Here is a 23,765-nt window from a genome sequence, read left to right as displayed (position 1 = left end):
CCCGGCGGATGTTCCAATTGCAGTGCCGCCGGCCACAGGGGAAGCCTTCCGGGTGTCCAGATAGTGGACTGATGCATGCGTGGGGAGGTTAAAACCACTAAGATCTCCGCAACCACCCCCGCGTTTTGGAAGCTCCCTCATGACACTAACACCTGAAAAGACCACCGGACACGCCCACCCCAGCATGCCCCGTTTCGGGCAGATGCTGGCTCCGGAAGCAAAGGGCATCCTTGTCCTCGATGAGTTCACCATCGATCCCCACGCCGCCCGCAAGGAGCAGCACCGCTTCCGCGACGGCATCGCCGCCGTCGCCAAGACGATGCGCCGCATCGCGGCGCTCCGCGTGGTGATAGCCATTGTGGCCATCGGCAACCTGCCGCTGTTCCTGCTCTCCAGCGGCTGGTGGATCTACGTGGTTTCACTTGCCCTCGTGGTGGGGGTCCACACCGCGGTCACCCTGCTCAACCGGCACGAACCCCGCATCAAGCAGAAGTCTGCCCTGGAACTGCACATGCACCGGGAACGCAGCGCCAACTACCGCAAGGTCCGGGACGCCGTGAAGTACATGATCGATACCCCCAGCCGCATGAACGAGCACCTGTACCTGGAGCTGCTCGCCGTCAAGCGGGTGGCGCTGAACCTGGCCCACGGCACCGTTGCCCTGCTGGACACGAGCGATGACTCCGCCTGGAAGGTCCGGATCGTCCGCGAGCTGCCCGCCAGCTAAGCCCCGCTTACCGGATTAAAGGAACGACGCCGGCACTCCCCTCGTGGGGGCGTGCCGGCGTCGTCTTTTGGTCAACGGAATTTGTCTATCGCCGACCTGCTTGGGGAGCCCCGGAGGGCTGGGCAGCATGGGCTGCCGGGCAGCTCCTACGCGGGAAGCTGCAGGACCTGGCCTTCAAAGACGAGGTTCGGGTCCGAGATGGTGTCCAGGTTGGCGTCCGCAAGCTGCTGCCAGCCGCCCTGGATGCCCAGCTTGTCCGCCACGATACTCAACGTGTCCCCGGCTTCCAGCGTGTAGGTCTCTCCGCTGAGGGCCACTGAGGTGGCGTGCTTGGCGGCGGGAACCTGTGTTGCCGCCGCCTGGACGGGGCAGCCTGGACCGGCACCTGCTGCACCGGTGCCTGCTGGATTGGTGCCTGCTGGACAGGTGCGGTCCCGGTGGCGCCGCCGCTCAGGCCGAGCTGCGCTGAACAGGACGGCCATGCGCCCCAGCCCTGCGAGGCCTGGACCTGCTCCGCCACAGCGATCTGCTGCTCGCGGCTGGCGTCCGCCGGCGAGCCCGTGCCGCCGTACGCTGACCAAGTGCTGGCGCTGAATTGCAGGCCGCCCGAGTAGCCGTTCCCGGTGTCGGTGGCCCAGTTGCCGCCGCTTTCACACTGCGCCAGAGCATCCCAGGTGGAGGTGCTGGTGGTCGCATTGGCTGCCGTGGCCGAAAGTGCCAGGCCGGCGGCGGAAATGGCCGCCACGGTGGCTCCACGGCGCGCGACAGTACGGAAAGTGGTGTTTTTCATGTGGTGATGCTCCTGAAGGCCACCGGCGCTGGTTCCGTCCCCGGAGATCGTCGCGCCACTGCCCGCCCCTGACGAATAGAGGTCAACTTCGGTGGCTGCCGCTGGGCAGTTCTGGTGGAGGCAGCACCGGGCATTCATGCACCCGCTGGACGGGTATGCATTTCACGCTAGGACATGGCCGTGGGGTTATCAAATCGAGATCTTGCCGGGAGTGTCGAAAGCTCCGGTGTTCCGCCGGTGGGCGGGAAATCTCCCGGGGCACTATCCTGACCGGATGGAAAACATTGCCGGCGCCACCGCCGCGCCCGGAACCGAAGCCGACGAATCAGAAGGCGGCGCCCCGGCCCGGGTCCTCCCGGTAGCCGAACTGCACCTGCACATCGAGGGAACCCTGCAGCCGGAGCTGATCTTCGCCCTGGCCGAACGCAACGGCATCACGCTGCCGTACTCCGGGCTGGACGAGCTGCGGCAAAAATACGAATTCACCGACCTGCAGTCCTTCCTGGACCTGTACTACGCCAACATGGCCGTGCTGCAGACCGAAGAGGACTTTGCGGCCATGACCCACGCCTACCTTGAGCGCGCAGCAGCCGCCGGCGTCCGCCACGCCGAGATCATGATGGATCCGCAGGCGCACCTCTCCCGCGGCATTTCCCTGGAAACCTGCGTCAACGGCGTGGCATCGGTGCTGGCCACTTCCCAGGAGGACTTCGGCATCTCCACCATGCTGATCGCAGCCTTCCTGCGCGACCTCCCCGAGGACTCGGCCCTGGAGGTCCTGGACGGACTGCTCGCCATGGAGGCGCCCATCGGGGCGATCGGCCTGGACTCCGCCGAGGTCGGCAATCCTCCCGCCAAATTCGAACGGCTCTACGCCAAGGCCCGCGAAGCAGGCCTGCGGCTGACCGCACACGCAGGGGAGGAGGGACCGGCGTCGTACATCATCGAAGCCCTTGATGTCCTGGGTGTGGAACGCATTGACCACGGCATCCGCTGCATGGACGATCCCGACCTGGTGGAACGGCTCGTTGCCGCGCGGACCCCGCTCACGGTCTGCCCGCTGTCCAACGTCCGGCTCCGTGCCGTGGACACGCTCGCCGACCACCCGCTTCCGGCGATGCTCGCCGCGGGGCTGAATGTCTCGGTCAATTCGGATGACCCGGCGTACTTCGGCGGCTACGTGGACGACAACTTTGCCCAGCTCAAGGCGGTCTTCGATCTGTCCGATTTTGACAAGGCCCGCCTGGCCGCGAACTCCATCCACTCGTCCTTTGCCTCCGAGGAGCGCAAGGCCGAACTGCTGGAGGAACTGAACAGCGGGGAAGTCGCGCCCTGACGCTGCTGTGTCCCAGGCAACAACTGCAGGGCGGTGCCGCTAAACTGGGTGCCGCAGGCGTGTCCGGGGATTGCAGGGCGGCACCCATGCCGGCGCTATGAGGGTTATGCAACAGCCCTTACCCGAGACCTTCGCCTCACTTTGATGCGGGATCCGCTTCATAGTCGGTCACGACACGCAGAGTTAACCAATTAAAGTCGCGCGATTTTACGGGCAGTTGGCAAGATGCCTATGACCGATCGCTTTCATAAAAGGGGAATCATGGCCAAGTCCACCGCAGAAAACACTTACCTTCGTCTCAAGACCGTCCTGGATGTCCTGACCGAAGGCGTGTGGTCAGGCGATGCACTGAACGCGGGCCAGGTCCTCGCCGAGGCGACCGCGCGCGTGCCGTTCAACGAGCACGAAGCCGAACTGCTCAGCGGCGGAATTCCCCGCGGCCACAAGACGCTCACCACCGCCACCGCCAAACTGGTCAAGGCCGGCTGGCTGGTGAAGGGCCGCTCCGGCTGGACCATCACCGAGGACGGCATGCGTGCCACCGTGGCGTACCCCGATGCGGTTTCATTCGCCACCGCGCTCGACGCCGGCACGCCGGTTCCTGCCGACACCCCGGTTCCCACCGCTCCCGAAGGATTCGTCCGGAAGGTGACCGCGGCTCCCGTTGAGCCCGTGGCCAAGGAAGCGCCGGCCAAGAAGACCACCGCCAGGAAGACCCCGGCCAAGAAGGCCGCCGCTGCCGTGGGCAAGGCGGCGAAGGCACTTGAAGAAGCCGTTGAGCCGGTAGTGAAGGCAGTCAAGGGCAAGACGGCGGCCAAGCAGCCTGTTGCCGCCGGTTCCGTTGCGTCCGAGGGGTTCGAGGGACCGGACGTTGAGACCCACCCGCAGCCCGAAGCCGTGGCCGTTGCCGGTGACTTCAACACCATCCTGGGCGCACCGGAGAACTGGGCTCCCCAGTACGACGAAGCACAGATGGAGTTCGATTTCCTGGACCAGCTCTGGAAGAAGAGCGCCGAGCTGCCGGCCGGCTTCTACACCTTCAAGATCGCCCTGAACCGTTCGTGGGACGAGAACTACGGCGCATTTGGCACGTTCGATGGTCCCAACCACGAACTGCACCACCCCGGTGGCACGGTCACCATCCGCTACAACCACGCCACCCGCGACATCACCATCAACTAAGCGGTCCGCTCCGCCCAACTGGGTCGCAGCAGCTGTCGTTTTGGCCGCCCATAACGACACCTACTGCTACCCAGATGGGGTGGGGCGACGCTCCTGAGGAGGCTCTCCATGGCCGGCCACGACGGTTCACCGGCGGGTTCAGCGCCGGGTGGTTCCCCGACCGGAACGGTCCGGCTCAGCGCACGCGTGTTCGGCGTGGTGCAGGGGGTTGGCTTCCGTTTCTGGACGATGGGCAAGGCCGAGGAACTGGGCCTGACCGGCGAGGTGCGAAACGTCAGCGACGGCTCGGTGGCCGTGGTTGCGGAGGGGCCTGAGCCGCAGGTCGCTGCGCTCCTCGACTGGCTGAAATCAGACCGGACCCCGGGCAGGGTGGAACGCGTGGAGGAATCCCTCACCGCGGCCGAGGGAGGCTTCAACAGCTTCCGGGCACGCTGACCGGCGGCTTCCTCCACTTGCCGTCTTCCTCCACGTGCCGCCTGCCTCCAGGCCCTCCCGCCGCTACTCCGCGCGCGGGCTGAGCCCAATGAAGGCGCCAAGTTCCTCCAGTGCAGCGGGCCGGTGCGGCATGTAGCTGGTGAGCTCGGGGGAGCGGATGACGACCGCCCGCCACTGGCCGCGGGATACGGCTACGTTGATCCGGTTCCGGTTCAGCAGGAACTCTGCCCCGCGGGGAGCCTCCGCCACGGCACTGCACGCCATCGAAACAAAGACCACCGGCGCCTCCTGGCCCTGGAATTCGTCCACCGTTCCGACACGGACCGCGGGCAGGCCGGCCTCTTCCAGATATTTCCGGACCAGGTGGACCTGTGCGTTGTAGGCAGCAACCACCAGGAGGTCCTGCTGGTCCAGCGGCCGCGCTTCACTCTCCGGACCCGCCGTCCATTTCAGGCCCAGGTGGCGCTGTGCCTGCCGGACCACTTCGGCTGCCTCCTCCCTGGAGCTGGTGGTGTTGCCGGTGTGGTCCACGAACACAGTTTCGACGCCGGGCGGAAGCCCTTCGAGCTCACGCAGCGACGCCGCAGGGGCCGACTGCAGTTTCCCCTCGTAACTGAGCTGCGACACCGCCCGGCACAGTTCGGGGTGCATCCGCCAGCTGTCCGCCAGGAAGTAGCCCAACCAACCGGGCAGGGTTGCGTGGCCGGCGGCGAGCCAACCCAAAGCGGACTCGTCCACAGGCTCCGGATGTGCACCCTGGGTCACCTGCGGCAACTGCTGGGGGTCGCCGAGCAGGAGCAGCCGGCGGGCGGCACGGGACACCGCAAGGGTGTTGGCCAGCGAGAACTGTCCCGCCTCGTCAATCACCAGCAGATCCAGGGAGCCGGCGGGAACTTCCTTTCCGGTCATGGTCCACGCTGTCCCGCCCACCAGGCACCCGCCGGACGCTGACAGCAGGCGTGATACGTCGCCGTCGGACGTTAATGTCCACGGAACGTCATGCGGTGCAGCCAGCTTCTTGCCGACCACCGCCGGGTCAACGCCGCCAACCTCGACGGCCCGGCACAGCAGGTTTTCCACCACGTTGTGGGATTGCGCCACCACGCCCACCTTCCAGCCTTCGGCCACAAGCCGGCCGATCACGTGGGCGCCGACGAAGGTCTTACCCGTACCCGGAGGTCCCTGGACGGCAAGGTAGGACCGGTCCAGGTCCCGGAGCGATGCTGTGATGGCGGCGGCGTAATCGGCAGAACCGTCCGGGCCGTGCCGGACTTCAGCGGGGCCGGGCAGCGAGCGGAACCGGGGCGGCTGCTTCCGCAGGATGTCCAGTCCCGGCTGGGCGGGCAGGGACGGGAGGGACGATCCCACGGACCGGGCGATGTCGGCGATGGCTGCCTCGATGCTGGCAGTAGCCAGGGGCTGGTCTTCCGTGAGTGCAACGGGGAGGTGCGGGTAGGCTGCCACCTTCTTCGATTCCCGCTCCGCGATGGTGATCAGGGTATGTTCCGGGTTGTCCGGCGCCGGGGAGAGCTCATTGATCATGGTGCCGAACGTGTAGGCCCTGGCCCCGGGAGCGGCATCCGGCGCCGACATGCCGTCCGGCGGTGGAGCATCGTAGAGCCGGCACCAGGTGGAATCCACACGGAAATCCGAGCCTTCCGTCATGGTGCCGCGCAGCCGCAGAACCCGGGTGCGCATCCGCTCCCGGGGCTTGGCCAAGGCCCAGTCTGATGACACCTCGGCGGACTGCACCACGAACACGTTCCGCTGCTCGGACCAGTTTTCGAGTGGCGCCTCCACCCGGTCGAAATGCTGCCACCAGAATTGCTTGCGCTCCCGGCGGTGGTAGCCGGTGGCCGCTGCCACCATGGCCAGGGCCCGCTCGTCGTCGGTCCAGGGCCGGTTGTCCGGCAGGCCTGCCAGGTACTCGCGGAGTGCGGCCTCCTCGGGTGCCTCGTCCACGGCGTCGCGGCGTTCCCGCCCGGCCAGCGGCTGCGCGGGTTCGGTTCCCGGCCGGTCTTCCGTGGCCCGGGCCCCGGCTTCCCCGGCCGCGTCCCCCGCCCGTGCCCCGATTTCCAGCAGCCAGTCCCGGAGCCGGAGGGTGGACAGGCAGTCGTACTGGTTGTAGTCGGAAATGGAGGCAAGGATCCTGTCCGCCTCCTCCTGGTGGCCAGCGTCCCGGGCCGCGCAGTAGGCGGCGTAGGCGACGACGGAGGCGCCGGCATCCTTGACGTCGCCGGAGCGCAGGTTGTCACCCATGTACAGCGGTTCGAGCTTCTTGATGGAGTATGACGCCTCGGAGATCCGCAGCGAATGCCGGACCGTGGCGTACAGGTCCACCAGGAGGCCGTGCCGGAGCCAGTCGTCCACCGTCTCTTCGCCGGCCTGGTGGGCCAGGGAGAGGTTCCGGAGCGCCGTCTTTTCGTAGGGGGCGTAGTGGTAGACGTGCATGTCCGGGTAGCGGGCCCGGCGTTCCTCCACGTAGGCAAGGAAATCGAGGAAGGCACGGCGTTCCCCGGACCGGGAATGGGCCCAGAACGGGCGGAAGACGGGGGTCCCGGCGGCACCGGGCTCGGGGGCCTCGATGACGCCGAAGAGGTATTCGATGCCCCACACGCCGGTGGCGGGGTCCTGCCAGAGGGGGTCACCCTCAAAATCGAAGAAGATGTCGCCCGGGCTGGGGCGGGGAGCGACGTGATGGTGTGGTCCGGCAGGACCGTGTAGGACACGGTGTGCGGGTGCCCGTCCTTGGTGAAGGTCCGTGACCCGGCAACCTGGTCCAGTCCCAGCTGCATGCGGGCCTGCCGCCGCAGCCTTCCCACGGAATCAGAGGCTTGTTCGGGCGGTATGGCGGCGAGCTGGTCGATGGTGGTGATGCCTTCGGCGTGCAGCTTCCGGCGCCGCACCACTGACATCCCGGCAACCATCAGCAGGTCACGGTGAACCTGAACCTGCTCGGCACAGTAGTCGCACCGGCCGCAGTGCACAACGCCGGGCTGCTGCCACTCCACGGGGACCGCGGCAGCCCGGTGGGCGGCCGTCAGCTGGCGGAAACGCCGGCGCCGTTCGCGGAAAACGGGAAGCAGGTCCGGGAGGGAATGGCTGCTGCGAAGCCAGTCCTCGCCCACCCTGGTTCCCAGCACCAGCGTGACGACGGGGGAGGGATCCAGTCCCATGCCGATGAGCTGGTCACCGTATGCGGCGAGCTGCAGCAGGGCGCCCACCTTGGCATGCCGGGCGAGCTTCGTATCCCAGACTTCGTAGCGCCCGGGGTTCCCGGTTCCTGCGGCCTCGTTCACCAGGAAGTCGGCGTAGCCGAGGAACTCGCCGTCGAAGAACGTGGCCTGGAAAACGACGTCGGCTCCGGACCGGAGCGCCAGTTCGGTCTCCGCATGCTTGGCCTGCAGTTCGCCGCGCAGGTTATCCCCGCGGTCCAGGGAGTACACCCCGGCACCCCGGCTGGCGTCCCACTCGCCGTATTTCCGGATCAGGCTGGCCAGGACCGCCCGCTCGTGCCGGTCGCCCAGTTCACCGGCCCGGACGCGCATCTCATCCGTGGGGAAGTCGGCTTTCGGGACGCGGCCCAGCTTTTCGTCCAGGATGCGGAGCGCGCGGTACTCACACTCGCTTGCGGCCACCAGATCGCTGGCGGAAAACACCAGGTCCGGCGCCGTGCCGGCGCTGGCAGCTTCGAGCAGAAACATGGGGCCTCCCCATTGACAGCCGGGCCGGAGGACGGTTCCTGGGGCCCTGGTTTACACCTGCACCAAACGTAGCAAGAGGGGCCGACAATACAGCCCTAGGAGAGCCGGGCGACGTTCCTGCGGACGGGGCGGCGGGCGGTGCCGTCGGAAAAGAGGTCGGGGGAGGAGGCCTGGATCCGTTTAACATCCTCGAACACGCCGCGCAGGTGCAGCCGCAGCGAACTGTCCGCCTCGGCAACATTCCTGGCTTCCAAGGCATCCACCACCGCGGTGTGCTGCTCGATGAGGGTGGACACCGGACGCGTGTCGATCAGGCTGAGCCGTCGTGCCCTGTCGAGGTGCGCTTTTGCCGAGTTGACCGCCGTCCAGGCCGATTCATGACCGGCCAGGCGCAGCAGTTCGCGGTGGAAATCCTCGTCCAGCCGGAAGAACTCCTCGATGTCCCCCTTGGCTTCGGCATCGCGCTGGCTGGCCAGGATGTCGCGGAGGCCGGAAATTCCCGCGGCGTCGGCTGCAAAGTCGTGCAGGGAAGCACATTCGATGGCTTCGCGGACGAACTGGGCCTCCGCAACCCTGGAAAGGTCCACGAGGGACACAAAGGAACCAATTTGCGGAAAAACCTGCACCAGGCCTTCCTCGCGCAGGAGGATCAGGCTTTCGCGGACGGGTGTACGGCTGACGCCCATCTCCTGGGCCAGCTCATTTTCGGACAGGGGTTCGCCGGGAGGAAGCTCCAGTGAAATGATGCGGCGCCGCAGCGCCTCGAGTGTCTGGTCGCGAACGGACAGCCGTGGAATCTGTCCTCTATCGCTCTTGCCGGTAGCCATGGGACCAGTCTAGCCATCGTTGACAAACTAGAATGGTAGTGCTTGTATGGTAGTCGGAAAGCCGCGGAACAGCAGACCGGACGGCCCTGCCCGGAATACTCTGGGAGGCACAGGCCGGAAGGACGGACACCTCGTACCCTGCTCCCTACTTCAAGGGCGGCGACTTCGCACCTCTCCCCAACCCCCCTTTCATCGCCTGCAAAGGAGCACCAGATGACCGAGAGCATCTCGCCACCCATTACCAAGCCGAAGGCAAAGCCCACCAAGGAACTGGCGAAAGTCGCCGTCTCCGGGTGGCTGGGGACGGCCATGGAGTTCATGGACTTCCAGCTGTATTCGCTGGCAGCAGCCATCGTCTTCAACAAGCTCTTCTTCCCCGACGTCAGCCCCGTTATCGGCCTCATCGCCGCCATGGCAACCTACGGCGTGGGCTATGTTGCCCGCCTTGCCGGTGCCGTCTACTTCGGCCGCATGGGCGACCGGATCGGCCGCAAGAAGGTCCTCTTCATCACCATCGCCCTCATGGGTGCCTCCACAACGCTGATCGGTGCTCTCCCGACCTACGCGATGATCGGCATCTGGGCGCCCATCCTGCTGGTGGCGCTGCGCCTGGCGCAGGGCTTTGGTGCCGGCGCCGAGATCGCCGGCGCAACCGTGATGCTGGCTGAGTTCGCTCCCGCCCGCCGCCGCGGCCTCATCTCGTCCCTTGTGTGCCTGGGAACCAACTCGGGAACCCTCGCCGCCTCCGCCATCTGGGCAATCCTTGTGTCCACCCTGTCTGAAGAAGACCTGCTCAGCTGGGGCTGGCGCATCCCGTTCCTGTTCAGCTTCGTGCTCATGATTTTCGCCGTCTGGGTCCGCCGCTCGGTCAAGGAAAGCCCCGTCTTTGAAGAGCGTGCTGACGTGGTGGACGGCGTTGCACTGTCCAAGCGCGAAATCGCCGCTGCGGACGAGTTGGCCAAAACCAGCACCATCGAAGCAGCACTGCACCAGCGCAAGGGCAAGGCGTTCCTGATCGCCCTCGGCCTGCGCTTCGGGCAGGCAGGCAACTCGGGCCTGATCCAGACCTTCATCATCGGTTACCTCGCCACCGTCCTCCTCGTCGACAAGAGCGTGGGCACCACCGCCATCATGTACGGCTCGCTGCTCGGGTTCGTGACCATCCCCGTTATGGGCATCCTCGGTGACCGCTTCGGACGCCGGCCGCTCTACCTTGCACTGAGCTCCCTCACCGCGCTGTTCGCGATCCCCATGCTGCTGATGGTCACCAGCGGAAACACCGTCCTCATCACCGTCGCCATGATCATCGGCCTGAACCTGGGCGTCCTGAGCCTCTTCGCCATGGAGAGCGTCACCATGGCCGAGTTCTTCGGAGCCCGGACCCGCTTCACCCAGCTCGCCCTGGCCAAGGAAATCGGCGGCATCCTGGCCACGGCCATCGGCCCGCTGCTGGCCGCAACGCTCACGGCGATCACCGGCCACTGGTGGCCCCTGGCCGCGATGCTCATCGCGTACTCACTGATCACCCTCGTCTCCGCCGCCGTCGGCCCCGAGGTCCGCGGCCGCGACATGGTCCGCCTGGAAGACGCAGTATGAAAGCCGTTGTAGTCCATGGCGCCAACGACCTCCGGATCGACGAACGGCCCGAGCCTGTAGCCGGCCCCGGCGAGGTAGTGCTCGACGTCGAGTGGGGCGGCATCTGCGGATCGGACCTTTCGTACTGGCGCCACGGCGGCTCGGGGACGGCTGTCCTGAAGTCCCCGCTGGTCCTGGGCCACGAGGTAGCCGGCCGGATTGCCCAGCTCGGTGCCGGCGTCACGGACCTCGAGGTGGGGCAGCCGGTGACGGTGCACCCCGCGGAACTGGTGGGCGACGGCACCATGCCGGAGCGCCTGGCCAGCCGGACCAACCTCTACCCGCAAATCCGGTACTTCGGCTCTGCCGCCTTCGACCCCCACACCGACGGCGGGTTCAGCGAACGCAAGCTCGCCCGCGCCTCGCAGATCCGCCCGCTTCCGGAGGGTGTGGACACGTTACACGGCGCCTTGGCGGAACCCCTCGCCGTCGCCCTGCACGCAGTTGGCCGGGCAGGCAGCCTCACCGGCCGGGACGTCCTGGTCAACGGTGCCGGCCCCATCGGCTCCCTGGTGGTCGCGGCGGCCAAGCATGCCGGCGCGAGAAACGTGGTTGCCACGGACATCAGCGAAGCATCACTGGCTATCGCGAAGGCGATGGGCGCCGATGAGGTGCTGAACGTCTCCAACGGCGGCAGCCTCCCCGCGGACATGGAGCTCGTGTTCGAAGCCACCGGCATTCCGGCGGTGCTCGGCGGGGTCCTGCGCGCCACCGCCCGCGGCGGAACCATCGTCCAGGTGGGCAACCTGCCCGGCGCCCCCGCCCCTGCGGCACTCGGCGACCTTGTCACGCGGGAAATCACCTGGATTGGTTCCTACCGGTTCGTTGATGAAATCACGGACGCCCTCCGTGCCATGGCCGAAGGACTCGACGTGTCGCCGGTCATCACCCACAAGTTCAGCCTTGACCAGGCCGAGGACGCCATGCGCGTTTCCGCGGACCCGGCCGCCGGCAGCAGCAAGGTCATGCTCCGGTTCACGTCCACCTGACCCCCTCCACCCTACTGAGTAGCAGTAAGTGCCGTTATGGCGGCTCATAACGGCACTTACTGCGACCTGACTGCCTCTCTCCAAAACACCTGAAGGACCAACCAGTGAAGATCACCGACGCACGGGTAGTGGTTTCGTCGCCCGGACGGAACTATGTCACGCTCGTAATTGAGACCGAGGACGGCATTACCGGCATCGGCGACGCCACCCTCAACGGCCGGGAGCTGGCCGTGGCCTCCTACCTTGCCGACCACCTGTGCCCGCTGCTGATCGGCCGCGACGCCCGCCGCATCGAGGACGCCTGGCAGTACTTCTACAAGGGGGCCTACTGGCGCCGCGGACCGGTGACCATGACCGCGATCGCCGCGATCGACGTCGCCCTGTGGGACATCAAGGGCAAGGCCGCCGGCATGCCGGTGTACGAACTTCTCGGTGGCGCCGCCCGGGAGGGCGTGATGGTCTACGGCCACGCCAGCGGCTCCACCCTGGAGGACCTCAGCGAGGATTTCCAGCACCACCTGGACCTCGGCTACAAGGCCATCCGGGCCCAGGCCGCCGTCCCGGCCTGGACAAGACCTACGGCATCGCCCCGGTGGACGGAAAGCTCTACGAACCCGCCAGCAGCAACGTTCCGCAGGAAGACACCTGGGAAACCACCGCGTACCTTGACTTCGCGCCGAAGATGATGGCGCACGTCCGGGAGCAGTTCGGCTACGGCATCCACGTCCTGCACGACGTCCATCACCGGCTCACCCCCATCGAGGCCGGCCGGCTGGGCGCCTCCCTGGAGCAGTACCGCCCGTTCTGGATCGAGGACCCGACCCCTGCGGAGGACCAGTCGGCGTTCCGGCTGATCCGCCAGCACACCACCACTCCCATCGCGGTGGGCGAGGTGTTCAACTCGATCTGGGACTGCCAGCAGCTCATCACCGAACGCCTGATCGACTACATCCGCACCTCGGTGTCCCACGCCGGCGGCATCACCCACCTGCGGCGGATCTTCTCGCTCGCGGACCTCTACGGCGTGCGCTCCGGCTCGCACGGAGCCGGTGACCTTTCACCGGCGTCGTTCGCCGCGGCGCTGCACGTGGACATGAGCATCCCCAACTTCGGCATCCAGGAATACATGGGCCACCGGGAGCCGGCGAACGAGGTTTTCAAGACCTCCTACACCTTCAACGACGGCTACATGCACCCGGGTGATGCTCCCGGCATCGGCGTAGAGTTCGACGAGGCAGCCGCCGCGCGCTTCCCCTTCGACCCCAAATACCTGCCGGTCAACCGCCGGCTCGACGGATCGGTGCACGACTGGTGAACGCAGCAGCAACCCGGGATGACTTTGATGTGGTGGCCATGGGGGAGATCCTCGTGGAAGTCGCCACCGACCAGGCCTTCGGCCACGGGGTTCCTGCGCAGCTGGGTATCTCCGGCGACGCCCTCAACGTGGCGGCGGCCGCAGCGGCCGCCGGCGCACGGGTGGGGCTTCTCGCGGTCCTGACCGACGACGACCTGGGCAAGGCGATCGCCGCCAGGATCGCGGAACTTGGCATCTCCACGGATCTGCTGAAGTTCCGGTCCGGGCAGCAGGGCGTCTACCTGGTGCACTGCGACCCCGACGGCCAGCGTGAGTTCTCCTATGCCCGCAGCGGCAGCGTCGGCTCCACCCTGGGCCCGGACGACGTCGACCCCAGCGTGTTCGAGTCGGCGGGGGCCGTCGTCGCGGGCGGCATCGCCTGCGCGGTTTCGGCAACGTCACGCGCCGCCGTCGTCAAGGCCGCGGGCCTGGCCACGCGTTTTGTCTTCGACCCCAACTTCCGTCCCCGCCTCACCACTGCGGAAGAGGCGACGGCGGTACTCGCCGAACTCGCGCCCCGGGCCTTCCTGGTCACGCCCAGCTTCCCCGGCGAAACAAGCATCCTTTTGGGGGCTTCGTCGCCCCGGGAAGCGGCCGGCAAGCTGCTGGCGCAGGGCACGGATCTTGTTGCCGTCACGTGCGGGGCCGAGGGCGTCCAGCTCGAGTCCGCGGACGGCTCCGTGTGGGTCCCTGCGATCCCTGCCCCGGCCGTGGTGGACCAAACAGGCGCTGGGGACTCGTTCGTGGGAACGCTGACCGCCCGGCTGGTGCTGGGGGACAGTTTCCCGACGGCGGCCCGCTACGGTGCCGCGGCATCGTCACTGGTGGTGGGCGGCAAGGGCGGAACAGGATTCATCCCCTCCTTTGACCAGACGCGGGCGCATGCCGCCGCGGGGGTCTCCGCGGCCGCCCATGACTCCGTGAAGGGAGAGCTGCCATCGCACGCCTAAGCCTTGAAACCCTGGCCGGACACGGCCGGCAGGCGGCACTGGAACGCGGAAAGCTGCAGCCGGGCATCGTGCACCTGGGCCTGGGCGCATTCGCCCGCGCCCATACGGCGGTGTTCACCGAAGACGCCATGCTCGCTGCCGGCGACTACGAATGGGGCATCATCGGCGTCACCCAGCGCTCGGACACCGTGGCCAGGCAGCTAGCCCCGCAGGACGGGCTCTTCACCGTGGCCGAACGCGGCGACGGCGCAGCCCCGGCGCGCGTCGTTTCCAGTATCGTCGAAGCCATCTCCGGCCGGGACACCCCGGAACTGGTGGTGGAACGGATCGCCGCTGCAGCCACCAAGGTGGTCACGCTCACCATCACGGAAAAGGGCTACCGCTTCGATCCCCGGACCCACACCCTGGACCTGGACGACCCCGAGATCCAGGCTGATCTTGCCGGTCAACCGCCACGGACCGCCATCGGCCAGATCACCCGCGGACTGCAGCAACGCGCCCTGAACGGGGCAGGTCCGGTCACTGTATTGTCCTGCGACAACCTGCCGGGCAACGGCGAACTGACGGGGACACTGGTCCGCGGCTTCGCTGCTTCCCTTCCCACGTCGGAAAGCGGGTCGCTGCTGGCCTGGCTCCAGGACAACGTGACCTTCCCCAGCACCATGGTCGACCGGATGGTGCCGGCCAGCACGGAAGGCGATCTGGCCGCCGTCGAACAGGAACTGGGACTGCGGGATGAAGCGGCCGTGGTGGCCGAGCCCTTCAAACAGTGGGTCATCGAGGACAACTTTGCCGCCGGCCGCCCGCGCTGGGAGGACGCCGGTGCCTTCTTCAGCGCCGACGTGCCGGCCTGGGAAGCTGCCAAGCTGCGGCTGCTCAACGCCAGCCACTCGATGCTGGCCTACCTCGGCCTCGCAGCGGGGAAGGAAACCATCAGCGACGCCGTGGCCGACCCCGCCTTCCGCACCGCGTGCCGCCGGATGATGCTTGAGGAAGCGCTCCCCACCATTGCCTTGCCTGCCGGGCTGGACGGCGGGCAGTACTGTGCCGAGGTGCTCCGCCGCTTCGCCAACCCCGCACTCGGGCACACCACAGCGAAAGTGGGCAGCGACGGGTCGCAGAAAATCGGGCTGCGCCTGATCCCCACCATCCGGGGAACTTTCGACGCCGGGCGGGAACCTCGCTGGGCCGCCTTGGCCATTGCGGCCTGGATGCGGCATGTGGCAATCACCCCGGCGGCGGATCTCAACGATCCGCTTGCCGCCGGACTCCATGCCGTCCTGCCAGCCACCCGGATGCCGGAGGACGTGGTGCCGGCACTGCTGGGCTTCCGGCCCGCCTTCGACCAGGACCTGGCACAGCACGAGGGCTTCACCGGACTGCTGCTGCACTGGTACCGCATTCTGGAAAACAACGGGCCGGAAGGCCTGGGAAACGAGATCAACCATGGCTGATGCCTCCGCCGTCCTGAACGTCTCACCGGTGATTCCGGTGGTCACCATCGACGAACCCCAGGACGCCGTCCCTCTGGCCCGGGCGCTGGCCGACGGCGGCGTGAAGATCATCGAGCTGACGCTGCGGACCGAATCAGCCCTGACATCGCTGAAGCTCATCGCCACTGAAGTCCCGGAGATCCTGGTGGGAGCCGGCACCATCCTCACGCCGGCGCAGGCCGATGCCGCCGTGGCGGCGGGCGCCCGGTTCCTGGTCAGCCCCGGCGTCACCCCCGCCCTGCTCAGCTCGATGCTCGCCCTGGACGTCCCGGTGCTGCCGGGCGTGGCCACGGTGGGCGAAGTGATGGCGGTCCTGGAACAGGGCCTGGACACCATGAAGTTCTTCCCGGCCGGTCCTGCCGGCGGCCCCGGCTACCTGTCAGCCATCGGGGCACCCATCCCGCACGTCCGGTTCTGCCCCACGGGCGGCATCAGCCTGGCCACCGCGCCTGACTACCTGAAGCTGCCGAATGTTGCCTGCGTGGGCGGCAGCTGGCTGACTCCGGCAGCCGCCGTCGCCGCCAAGGACTGGGCCAGGATCACGGCACTGGCCAGCGAGGCGGCCCTGCTCGGGCGGTAGCTTAACCGCAGCTGGATACGCCCGTCCCGGCCCGCCGGGGCGGGCAAAAACCCGTGGACGCCGGCCGGCAGCAGCAGTACTCTTCTCACGGGCGCGCATTGGTCGGCACGCCCGCAGTGGTAGCCGAAGGCGTTCCCGTCGCGGGACGCCGCGTCTGGTCCGCGCCCTGGGGGCAACGAAGGTCCGTCTGGTTGTTCCGCCGGACTGCCGGCGGCGGCCGCAGACAATGCCAGCCTTTGATGGGGATCCCCATCGTTGTGAAGAGGTCAAGTCATGAACACCCACGTCCGCCGTTTCACCCTGCTCTGCGCAGCAGGGCTCTTCGCTTTCACCGCCGGGGCCGCCCCGGCCCAGGCAGCAAATAATCGCGCAAGTTGTGTAGGCATCATCGTCTCCACCGAGGCGACGGCGGGCACGCTGGACGTGAACTACTACAAGGGTGTGGCCGAGGCCTTTGAGTACGACACCTTCGGGCACTTCGTCGCGGGCGGAGCCCGCCAGCACGCCGGATCGCTGAAGGCATGCGAGCCGCAGTAGACCCGCTCAAGGTGCAGCGGACGACGGCGGGACCTCCCGCCGTCGTCCGCTGCCCCTGCTGTGCCGGGCGGGTCAGCCCTTGGCGTCCGCGCGGACCTGGGCCTTGTCGTGTTCGTCATGGGCGCTCCGGAGCAGTTCCAGGAACTCGGTCTCGTTGCGGATCAGCCGCTTGTACTTCTCCGGAAGCTTGCGGATCTGGTCCTCCTCGCGGCACATCCGGGCGAAGATCTTGTCCCGCTCCACCATGTCCGTCTCGTAGTTGAGGTCCAGATACTCCACGGCATGCCGCTTGGCTCCGGACACGGCGTTCTTGGCCTTGCCCTTGGGGCTGAAGATGGAGGCCACCACCGTGACCACCAGGACCCCCAGGATGACGGACAGCGAAACGCCGGTGCTCACCTCCACGACGTTCACGTGCTCGCCGTCGTTGATAAACGGCAGCGTGTTCTCGTGGAGCGCGTGCAGGATGAGCTTGACGCCGATGAAGCCCAGGATGGCGGCAAGGCCGTAGGAGAGGAAGATCAGCCGGTCCAGCAGCCCGTCGATCAGGAAGAACAGCTGCCGCAGGCCCATCAGGGAGAAGGCCGTGGCGGTGAACACGATGAACACGTTCTGGGTCAGGCCGAAGATTGCCGGAATGGAATCCAGGGCGAACAGGATGTCCGTGCCGCCGATCGCCACCATCACCAGCAGCATCGGGGTGAGGACCCGTTTGCCGTTCTCCATGGTGAAGAGCTTGTCGCCGTCGTAGTGGGCCGACGCCGGGAGGTACTTCTTGGCGAGCCGGACCACCAGGCCTTCGGACTCGTCGTCGTCGTGGCTGCCCGGCTTGAGCAGGTTGCCGGCGGTGATCAGCAAAATCAGGCCGAAGATGTAGAACACCCACGCGAAGCTGTTGATCAGCGCGGCGCCCAGGAGGATCGAACCCCGTGCGGGCGATCAGGGAGAAGACGATGCCGAACAGCAGTACCTTCTGCTGGTCGGCGCGCGGCACCCGGAAGCTGGCCATAATGATGAGGAAGACGAAAAGGTTGTCCACGGACAGCGCCTTCTCCGTGATGTACCCCGCGAAATACTCCGCGCCCATGGTGGTGCCGCCCAGGATGAGCACCCCAAGCCCGAAGAGCACCGCGATGCCCACATAGATGGCGGACCAGACGGCTGCTTCCTTAAGGGACGGCGTGTGGGCCTTCCGGACATGGAAGAAGAAGTCGAAGGCCAGCAGGCCAACGATTCCTGCGATGGTCAAGATCCAGACTATGGCGGGTACTTCCACGCGGCAGGCCTTTCGTCGTCAGTGTCCTTCAAGCCTACGCGGGCTTGAGCAGTTCATGCTTCACGACGGCCGAACGCGACAAGGTCTTGTATCCCTCCTGTTCGAACAGGACGGTAATGACGTCATCCTCGTGCCGCATGACCAGGCCGGGACCCCATTCCTTGTGCACCACCGTGGACTGCAGCGGGAACGGATCGTCCGCGCGCTTCTTCGCCCCCTGCTTCTTGGCAGCCTGCTCCTTCTTCCCTGACGGTCCCTTCTTCTTTGCCGTGCTTTTCTTGTCCGACGGCTTCTCGCTGTCCGGTCCGCCGCCATCGTGCGCCGCTTGTGCCGCCTCCTGCCGGCCGGCCGCCGCGGCGCAGCCATCGCAGTTGCCGCACGGGTCGGGCAGGTCCTCACCGAAGTAGCCCAGCAGGAACTGCCGCCGGCAGCCGTCCGTCTCCGCGTAGGCCCGCATCATGGTGAGGCGGGACTGCTCCACCCGCTGCCGGGCCTCGGCAAGTTCGACGGCGTCCTCCACCAGGGCGGGCAGCTTGGCCTTGGAGGCGAGCCGGACGCCCCGTCTGCCGATGGCGACGGCGCCCGCCTCCTCAAGCTGGTTGAGCAGCCCGGTGACCCGGCGGGCAGGGAACCCTGTCAATTCAGCCAGGGAGGACTTGGGGGTGGGTGCGTGCGCGGCCTTGAGGACCTTCAGCACCGCCAGGAGGCGGTCGGGTCCGGGGAACTGGTGGTGAAGAACTTCCGCAGGCCAAGGTCCTCGGACCGGTAGTGCAGCACCGCCGCGGCGGGCTTCCCGTCCCGCCCTGCCCGGCCGATCTCCTGATAGTAGGCATCCAGCGACTCCGGAATGTCCGCGTGGACCACAAAGCGGACGTTGGGTTTGTCGATGCCCATCCCGAAGGCGGTGGTGGCCACCACCACATCCAGCCCGTCGTGGAGGAACTCCTCGTGGATCCGTTCCCGGTCCCCGGCCGACCTGCCCGCGTGGTACGCCTCGCTGCGCAGCCCCAGCCCGGCAAGCTTGGCGGCGTACTTCTCCGTGTCCTTCCGGGTGGCGGCATCGAGCAGCCCGTGCCCGTCCCGCGCGAACTCCGCGACCTGCTCAAGCACAGCCTTGCGCTTGCCCTTGTCCTCATGGTAGCGGACCACATCCAGGGAAATGTTGGGCCGGTCAAAACCGTGCACCAGCACCAGCGGGTTCCGCATGTCCAGCCGTGCCACGATCTCGTCCCGCACGGGCGGTGCCGCGGTGGCGGTGAGCGCCGCCACGGGCGGGTTGCCCAGCCGTTCCCGGACGCTGCCCAGGCCAAGGTAGTCGGGCCGGAAGTCGTGGCCCCAGGAGGAAACGCAGTGTGCCTCGTCCACCACGAACAGGGAGATGTCCAGGGCGGCCAGACGGTCCACCGTCTCCTTCTTGGCCAGCTGTTCGGGGGCCAGGAACACGAAGGTGGCTTCCCCGGACTCGACAGCCTGCCAGGCGGCCTCCACCTCGGAATCGCTGTGCGAGGAATTAATGACGACGGCGGCCCCCGGCCCAGGTCCCCGGCCAGGGCATCCTGCTGGTCCTCCTGCAGGGCGATGAGGGGTGACACCACAACGGCGGGGCGTCCGGTCGTCTTGTGCAGGTGCTGGGCGGCCACCTGGTAGATGGCGGATTTGCCGTACCCGGTGGGCATCACGGCCAGGACGTCGCGGCCGGCCGCCAGGGCGCTCATGCCGGCCAGCTGGCCGTCCCGCAATGAGGGCAGGGAAAGGAAGATGCCGCCAGGGCGGCGAGGGCAAGATCGTCGGACATGTAGAGGCAGCTCCGCGCAGTGGGTCCCGCAGCCGCTTGCTTCAGCCGCGGGAACCAGCCTACGCCAGGCAGGAGCCGCCGTCGTGCATCCCTTGACTTCCATGACCCGCTGAACAACTGTGGAAGAAGCTGGTCCGCCGGCGGATGCCGTGGGTAATGGGGACCAGGGATCAGCCGAGGAGTGTGCAGCGTGACGCGCAAGAACCCGAAGGTCGACGAAGCCGACGAGTCCGAACTGGAAGTGACCGGCCATCCTAAAACCTGGGCTGCCGGGGTGCCCGGCGTCTACTACTCCATGAAGCCGGCGCTGGAGCACATGGGGGTGGAGCGGTCGCGGAAGACCCTGCTGGCGCTGAACCAGAAGGACGGCTTCGACTGCATGAGCTGCGCCTGGCCGGACCCGGGCCACCGCAAGACGTTCGAGTTCTGCGAAAACGGGGCCAAGGCGGTGACCTGGGAGGCAACGCCGGTGGTCATCGGCTCGGAGTTCTGGGCCGAACACCCTGTCAGCGAGCTGCGGGACCGCTCGGAATACTGGCTGGGCATGCAGGGCCGCCTCACCGAACCGGTGTACAAACCGGCGGGGGAGGACCACTACCGTCCGGTCAGCTGGGACCAGGCGTTCGGCATCATCGGCGACAAGCTGGCGTCGCTCCCTGACCCCAACCAGGCCGCGTTCTACACCAGCGGCCGGACCTCCAACGAGGCCGCCTTCCTCTACCAGCTGTTCATCCGCGCCTACGGCACCAACAACCTGCCGGACTGCTCCAACATGTGCCACGAGTCCTCCGGCTGGGCCATGGGCCAGACCATCGGCGTGGGCAAGGCAACGGTGTCCTACGACGACTTCGCCAAAGCTGACCTCATCATCGTCATGGGACAAAACCCGGGCACCAACCATCCGCGGATGCTCACCGCCCTGGAGGAAGCCAAAGAAGCCGGCTGCAGGATCGTGGCCGTCAACCCGCTGCCGGAGGCCGGGCTGATGCGGTACAAGAACCCGCAGAAGGTGAAGGGCATCATCGGGCGCGGCACGGACCTGGCCGACCAGTTCCTGCAGGTGCGGATCGGTGGGGACATGGCGCTGCTGCAGGCCATCTCCAAGCGCGTCCTCGAAGCCGAAGACGCCCATCCCGGGACCGTGCTGGACCACAAATTCCTCGAGGAGCACTGCGACGGGCTGGCGGAGCTGCGGGCCCACCTTGCCCGGCTGGACGACGCCACCGTGCTGGAAGCCACCGGGCTCCGCCTGGAGGAGATCGAGGAACTGGCGGCCCGCTACATCGCAGCGGACCGGGTGATCATCACCTGGGCGATGGGCATCACGCAGCAGAAAAAGGGCGTGGCCACCATCAAGGAGATGATCAACCTGCTCCTGCTCCGCGGCAACATGGGCAAGCCGGGCGCCGGCGCTTCACCCATCCGCGGGCACAGCAATGTCCAGGGCGACAGGACCATGGGGATCTGGGAACAGATGCCCCCGCCTTCCTGGACGCCCTGGGGCGGGAGTTCGGTTTTGAACCGCCCCGCGAGCACGGCCTGGACGCCGTCCAGACCGTGCGGGCCATGCGCGACGGCGGCATCAAGGTCTTCATCGCGCTCGGCGGCAATTTCGTGGGCGCCATCTCGGACACGCACGCCGCGGAGGAGGCGATGGAGAAGACGGAGCTGTCCGTCCAGATCTCCACCAAGCTCAACCACTCGCACGCGGTCACCGGCGCCGAGGCGCTCGATCCTGCCCACCCTGGGCCGGACGGAGATCGACCGGCAGGAATCCGGGCCGCAGTTTGTCTCCGTGGAGGACACCGTCTGCGCCGTGCACGCCTCGCACGGGACGGTGGAGCCGGTGGCCCCGGGCCTGCTCTCCGAAGTGGCCATCGTCTGCCGCCTCGCCGCCGCCACCGTGGGCGGGCGGACCTCCGCGGACTGGGCAGGATTTGAAAAGGACTATGACCTGATCCGGGACCACATCTCCCATGTGGTGAACGGCTGCGACGACTACAACCGGAAGGTCCGGCAGGACGGCGGGTTCATCCTGCCCAACGGCCCCCGCGACTCAAGGACGTTCAACACGCCCACCGGCAAGGCCGTCCTCACGGTCAATGAACTGGAGCATGTGGAACGCCCCGCCGGGACCCTGATCCTGCAGACCATGCGCTCGCACGACCAGTTCAACACCACCATCTACGGCCACAACGACCGGTACCGCGGCATCAGGAAGGGCCGCGAGGTGGTGTTCGTGAACCCCGCAGACCTCACGGAACTGGGGCTGTCCGACGGGCAGCACGTGGACATCCACGGCGTGTACTCCGACGGGGTGGACCGGGTGCTGCGGAACTATCGGGTGGTCTCCTACCCCTCGGCCCGCGGCTGCGCGGCGGCGTACTACCCGGAGGCGAACGTGCTGGTGCCGCTGGAAAGCGTGGCGGAGGGAAGCCAGACGCCGGCGTCAAAAGCCGTCATTGTCCGGCTCGAAGCCGTGCCCGTGCTGGAGGAGGAGCCCACCGCCTGGGGGTAACCGGTGGGTTGAGCCCGTATCCGGTGGTTGAGCTTGTCGAAACCCTGTTTCGACAGGCTCAATCACCGGCTGTTACTGCCCGGTGTCCGCCCAGCCCCGGCTGGCCGGACCGCCGTCGGGCCCGTCCTCACACAGCTGGAAAGCGACCCCGGCGGCCTTCTCCACGGCAGCCGACGACGCCTCCCGCGTTCCGGCGCTGCCCGTCCCCGCGTCCAGCCCGGCAGCGTAGCCCACCAGGAACGTGGTGACCGGCGCTGCCGCGTGGATGACGTTGCCCGCGGACTTGCGGGCCAGGTCCAGGAGCAGCTCGTGGTCCACTTTCAGGTCCAGGATCTGCAGGGCCTGCGCCAGCCGGTTGCTCCACTGGTCCAGTACCTGTGCTTCGTCGTCGTTGACTGCCATGGTCCGCTCCTTGCCATCGAAATCGCCGGGTTTTGCCGTCCGCTGCCGACACTACAAGGCTTGCGGACGGAAGTCACCAGCGATGGTCAGGAGAGCCGGGCGTTCACCGCTGCAGGCGAAAACACCTGGTTGACCAGGAGCGAGGACATGCCCCGGATGCCTGCATCCTCGCCCAGGGCCGCCAGCCGGACGTCCAGGTGCCGGGTGGCCCGGGGGAGGGACATGGGGTACAGCGTCTCGCGGATGCCGCCGATCAGCGACGACGAGGCAAGGTCCCCGGCGATCAGCAGCACGGCCGGGTTGAGCAGGCACACCACGGTGGCCATCACCTCGCCCAGCCGCTGGCCGGCCTCATGGGTCAGCCGCATCGTGTCGAGGTTTCCGGCGAGGAGTTGCTGGCGCACGTCCTTGCCCGACGACGCCGGGATCCCCAGCTCCGTGAGCTGCCGGGCAATCGCGCCGCCGCTGGCGCCGGCCGCCAGGCAGCCGAAGGAGCCGCACTGGCACTGCAATGCCGAGAATGCAGGGTGGCGGACATGCCCGATGTCGCCCGCGCCGCCGTCGACGCCCTGGTAGATCTCGCCGTTGATCACCAGCCCGGTGCCGATGCCGGTGGACGCCTTCACCAGGCAGAGCGACGGCGTGCCCTTGAAACCGGCGGTGTACTCGCCGACGGCCATGGCGTCGGCGTCGTTCTCCACCAGTACCGGAACGTCGAAGGTGTCCTGGATGAGTTCCACGACGGGGTAGGCGTCCCAGCCAGGCATAATGGGCGGCTGGCTGGGACGCAGGGTATGCGGATCCACGGGACCGGGAATGGACAGGCCCACGCCGGAAACCTTGGACACGGGGGTCCTGGTCTGTTTCAGCAGCCGCTGCGCCGCGTCCATGATGGCGCGCAGGACCTTTTCCGGCCCGTCGTCGACGGCGGTGTCCACGTGTTCGTCGGCGATGACGGTGCCGTCGAGGTCCGTCAGTGCCACCCGGCTGGACGTTGTTTCCACCGTTGCCGAAATGGTGAAGGAATGCTGCAGGTTGAAGGCAAGGTGGGTGGGCCGCCGTCCGCCGGAAGGCCTGGCAGCACCGGCCTCGCGGATCAGCTCGGCCTTCAGGAGGGCGTCTACGCGCTGTGCCACCGTCATCCGGGACATGCCGGTCTCTTCCTGGATGTCGCCGCGGGTGACTGCTTTTCCGGACCTGACCAAGTGAAGGACATCCCCGGGTCCCACGTACAT

The 23,765-nt window shown here is 67.3% G+C and carries 13 protein-coding genes and 6 pseudogenes; 12 read left to right on the top strand and 7 right to left on the bottom strand.

Translation table 11 applies throughout. The annotated features are described in order from the left end of the window. Positions 1–139: 139 nt before the first annotated feature. Complete coding sequence (locus tag ACPEE0_RS15400; protein ID WP_035752044.1) at positions 140–727, top strand: hypothetical protein; 588 nt, start codon at positions 140–142, stop codon at positions 725–727. A 146-nt stretch (positions 728–873) separates the two neighbouring features. Here the strand turns inward: ACPEE0_RS15400 and ACPEE0_RS15395 are convergent. Then, a pseudogene (locus ACPEE0_RS15395) lies at positions 874–1,517 on the bottom strand (transglycosylase family protein). A 274-nt stretch (positions 1,518–1,791) separates the two neighbouring features. Here ACPEE0_RS15395 and ACPEE0_RS15390 point away from each other — a divergent pair. The 3 genes from ACPEE0_RS15390 to ACPEE0_RS15380 all read left to right on the top strand — a co-directional run bounded on the left by ACPEE0_RS15390 (position 1,792) and on the right by ACPEE0_RS15380 (position 4,470). Beyond that, the gene (locus ACPEE0_RS15390; RefSeq protein WP_133351631.1) at positions 1,792–2,853 is read left to right on the top strand and encodes an adenosine deaminase; all 1,062 of its coding nucleotides are present in this window, start codon (positions 1,792–1,794) and stop codon (positions 2,851–2,853) included. 261 nt (positions 2,854–3,114) lie between these two features. Further along, the gene (locus ACPEE0_RS15385) at positions 3,115–4,035 is read left to right on the top strand and encodes a hypothetical protein (RefSeq protein WP_009356949.1); all 921 of its coding nucleotides are present in this window, start codon (positions 3,115–3,117) and stop codon (positions 4,033–4,035) included. Positions 4,036–4,143: 108 nt separating this feature from the next. Beyond that, entirely contained in the window at positions 4,144–4,470 is a 327-nt protein-coding gene (locus tag ACPEE0_RS15380; RefSeq protein WP_424574820.1) for an acylphosphatase, read from the top strand. A gap of 63 nt (positions 4,471–4,533) precedes the next feature. On the opposite strand, the pseudogene ACPEE0_RS15375 reads toward ACPEE0_RS15380, so the two are convergent. Together ACPEE0_RS15375 and ACPEE0_RS15370 are read right to left on the bottom strand one after the other, a co-directional pair. Beyond that, positions 4,534–8,174: pseudogene (locus tag ACPEE0_RS15375) on the bottom strand (TM0106 family RecB-like putative nuclease). 95 nt (positions 8,175–8,269) lie between these two features. Then, the gene (locus ACPEE0_RS15370) at positions 8,270–9,001 is read right to left on the bottom strand and encodes a GntR family transcriptional regulator (RefSeq protein WP_424574819.1); all 732 of its coding nucleotides are present in this window, start codon (positions 8,999–9,001) and stop codon (positions 8,270–8,272) included. A gap of 213 nt (positions 9,002–9,214) precedes the next feature. On the opposite strand from ACPEE0_RS15370, the gene ACPEE0_RS15365 reads away from it, so the two are divergent. The 7 genes and pseudogenes from ACPEE0_RS15365 (at position 9,215) to ACPEE0_RS15335 (ending at position 16,539) form a co-directional block, all read left to right on the top strand. After that, entirely contained in the window at positions 9,215–10,597 is a 1,383-nt protein-coding gene (locus ACPEE0_RS15365) for an MFS transporter (protein ID WP_424574818.1), read from the top strand. After that, a complete protein-coding gene (locus tag ACPEE0_RS15360; RefSeq protein ID WP_424574817.1) occupies positions 10,594–11,625 on the top strand; it encodes an L-idonate 5-dehydrogenase in 1,032 nt (343 codons plus the stop codon). The genes ACPEE0_RS15365 and ACPEE0_RS15360 overlap by 4 nt, the downstream gene beginning before the upstream one ends. Before the next feature lie 104 nt (positions 11,626–11,729). Continuing rightward, positions 11,730–12,940: pseudogene (gene manD, locus ACPEE0_RS15355) on the top strand (D-mannonate dehydratase ManD). Between the two features lie 38 nt (positions 12,941–12,978). Continuing rightward, on the top strand, positions 12,979–13,929 hold the full coding sequence (locus tag ACPEE0_RS15350) for a sugar kinase (protein ID WP_052014040.1): 951 nt from the start codon (positions 12,979–12,981) through the stop codon (positions 13,927–13,929). Between the two features lie 68 nt (positions 13,930–13,997). Then, positions 13,998–15,383, top strand: coding sequence for a mannitol dehydrogenase family protein (locus ACPEE0_RS15345; protein ID WP_009356955.1), 1,386 nt, complete (start codon positions 13,998–14,000; stop codon positions 15,381–15,383). After that, entirely contained in the window at positions 15,376–16,002 is a 627-nt protein-coding gene (eda, locus tag ACPEE0_RS15340) for a bifunctional 4-hydroxy-2-oxoglutarate aldolase/2-dehydro-3-deoxy-phosphogluconate aldolase (protein ID WP_424574816.1), read from the top strand. Before ACPEE0_RS15345 ends, eda begins: the two co-directional genes overlap by 8 nt. A gap of 273 nt (positions 16,003–16,275) precedes the next feature. Then, positions 16,276–16,539 carry a hypothetical protein gene (locus tag ACPEE0_RS15335; RefSeq protein ID WP_424574815.1) on the top strand — a complete coding sequence of 88 codons (264 nt, stop codon included), beginning with the start codon at positions 16,276–16,278 and terminating at the stop codon, positions 16,537–16,539. A 72-nt stretch (positions 16,540–16,611) separates the two neighbouring features. Here ACPEE0_RS15335 and ACPEE0_RS15330 read toward each other — a convergent pair. After that, positions 16,612–17,815: pseudogene (locus ACPEE0_RS15330) on the bottom strand (TerC family protein). 34 nt (positions 17,816–17,849) lie between these two features. Further along, positions 17,850–19,610: pseudogene (locus ACPEE0_RS15325) on the bottom strand (RecQ family ATP-dependent DNA helicase). 190 nt (positions 19,611–19,800) lie between these two features. On the opposite strand from ACPEE0_RS15325, the pseudogene ACPEE0_RS15320 reads away from it, so the two are divergent. Then, positions 19,801–22,128: pseudogene (locus ACPEE0_RS15320) on the top strand (FdhF/YdeP family oxidoreductase). Between the two features lie 72 nt (positions 22,129–22,200). Here ACPEE0_RS15320 and ACPEE0_RS15315 read toward each other — a convergent pair. Both ACPEE0_RS15315 and ACPEE0_RS15310 read right to left on the bottom strand, forming a co-directional pair. Beyond that, on the bottom strand, positions 22,201–22,530 hold the full coding sequence (locus ACPEE0_RS15315) for a DUF6457 domain-containing protein (protein ID WP_009356959.1): 330 nt from the start codon (positions 22,528–22,530) through the stop codon (positions 22,201–22,203). 86 nt (positions 22,531–22,616) lie between these two features. Then, entirely contained in the window at positions 22,617–23,765 is a 1,149-nt protein-coding gene (locus ACPEE0_RS15310; RefSeq protein WP_009356960.1) for an ROK family protein, read from the bottom strand.

The sequence above is a fragment of the Arthrobacter sp. SD76 genome (assembly GCF_049726125.1).
GTDB classification, from domain to species: domain Bacteria; phylum Actinomycetota; class Actinomycetes; order Actinomycetales; family Micrococcaceae; genus Arthrobacter; species Arthrobacter nitrophenolicus.
The sequence above is the reverse complement of the archived record's forward strand: the minus strand, read 5'-3'. Positions and strand labels throughout refer to the sequence as shown.

What these genes read in the sequence shown, in the direction of transcription:
- ACPEE0_RS15400 (WP_035752044.1), top strand. Translation starts at nt 140, where the DNA reads ATGACACTAACACCTGAAAAGACCACCGGACACGCCCACCCCAGCATG.
- ACPEE0_RS15390 (WP_133351631.1), top strand. Translation starts at nt 1,792, where the DNA reads ATGGAAAACATTGCCGGCGCCACCGCCGCGCCCGGAACCGAAGCCGAC.
- ACPEE0_RS15385 (WP_009356949.1), top strand. Translation starts at nt 3,115, where the DNA reads ATGGCCAAGTCCACCGCAGAAAACACTTACCTTCGTCTCAAGACCGTC.
- ACPEE0_RS15380 (WP_424574820.1), top strand. Translation starts at nt 4,144, where the DNA reads ATGGCCGGCCACGACGGTTCACCGGCGGGTTCAGCGCCGGGTGGTTCC.
- ACPEE0_RS15370 (WP_424574819.1), bottom strand. Translation starts at nt 9,001, where the DNA reads ATGGCTACCGGCAAGAGCGATAGAGGACAGATTCCACGGCTGTCCGTT.
- ACPEE0_RS15365 (WP_424574818.1), top strand. Translation starts at nt 9,215, where the DNA reads ATGACCGAGAGCATCTCGCCACCCATTACCAAGCCGAAGGCAAAGCCC.
- ACPEE0_RS15360 (WP_424574817.1), top strand. Translation starts at nt 10,594, where the DNA reads ATGAAAGCCGTTGTAGTCCATGGCGCCAACGACCTCCGGATCGACGAA.
- ACPEE0_RS15350 (WP_052014040.1), top strand. Translation starts at nt 12,979, where the DNA reads ATGGGGGAGATCCTCGTGGAAGTCGCCACCGACCAGGCCTTCGGCCAC.
- eda (WP_424574816.1), top strand. Translation starts at nt 15,376, where the DNA reads ATGGCTGATGCCTCCGCCGTCCTGAACGTCTCACCGGTGATTCCGGTG.
- ACPEE0_RS15335 (WP_424574815.1), top strand. Translation starts at nt 16,276, where the DNA reads ATGAACACCCACGTCCGCCGTTTCACCCTGCTCTGCGCAGCAGGGCTC.
- ACPEE0_RS15315 (WP_009356959.1), bottom strand. Translation starts at nt 22,530, where the DNA reads ATGGCAGTCAACGACGACGAAGCACAGGTACTGGACCAGTGGAGCAAC.
- ACPEE0_RS15310 (WP_009356960.1), bottom strand. Translation starts at nt 23,765, where the DNA reads ATGTACGTGGGACCCGGGGATGTCCTTCACTTGGTCAGGTCCGGAAAA.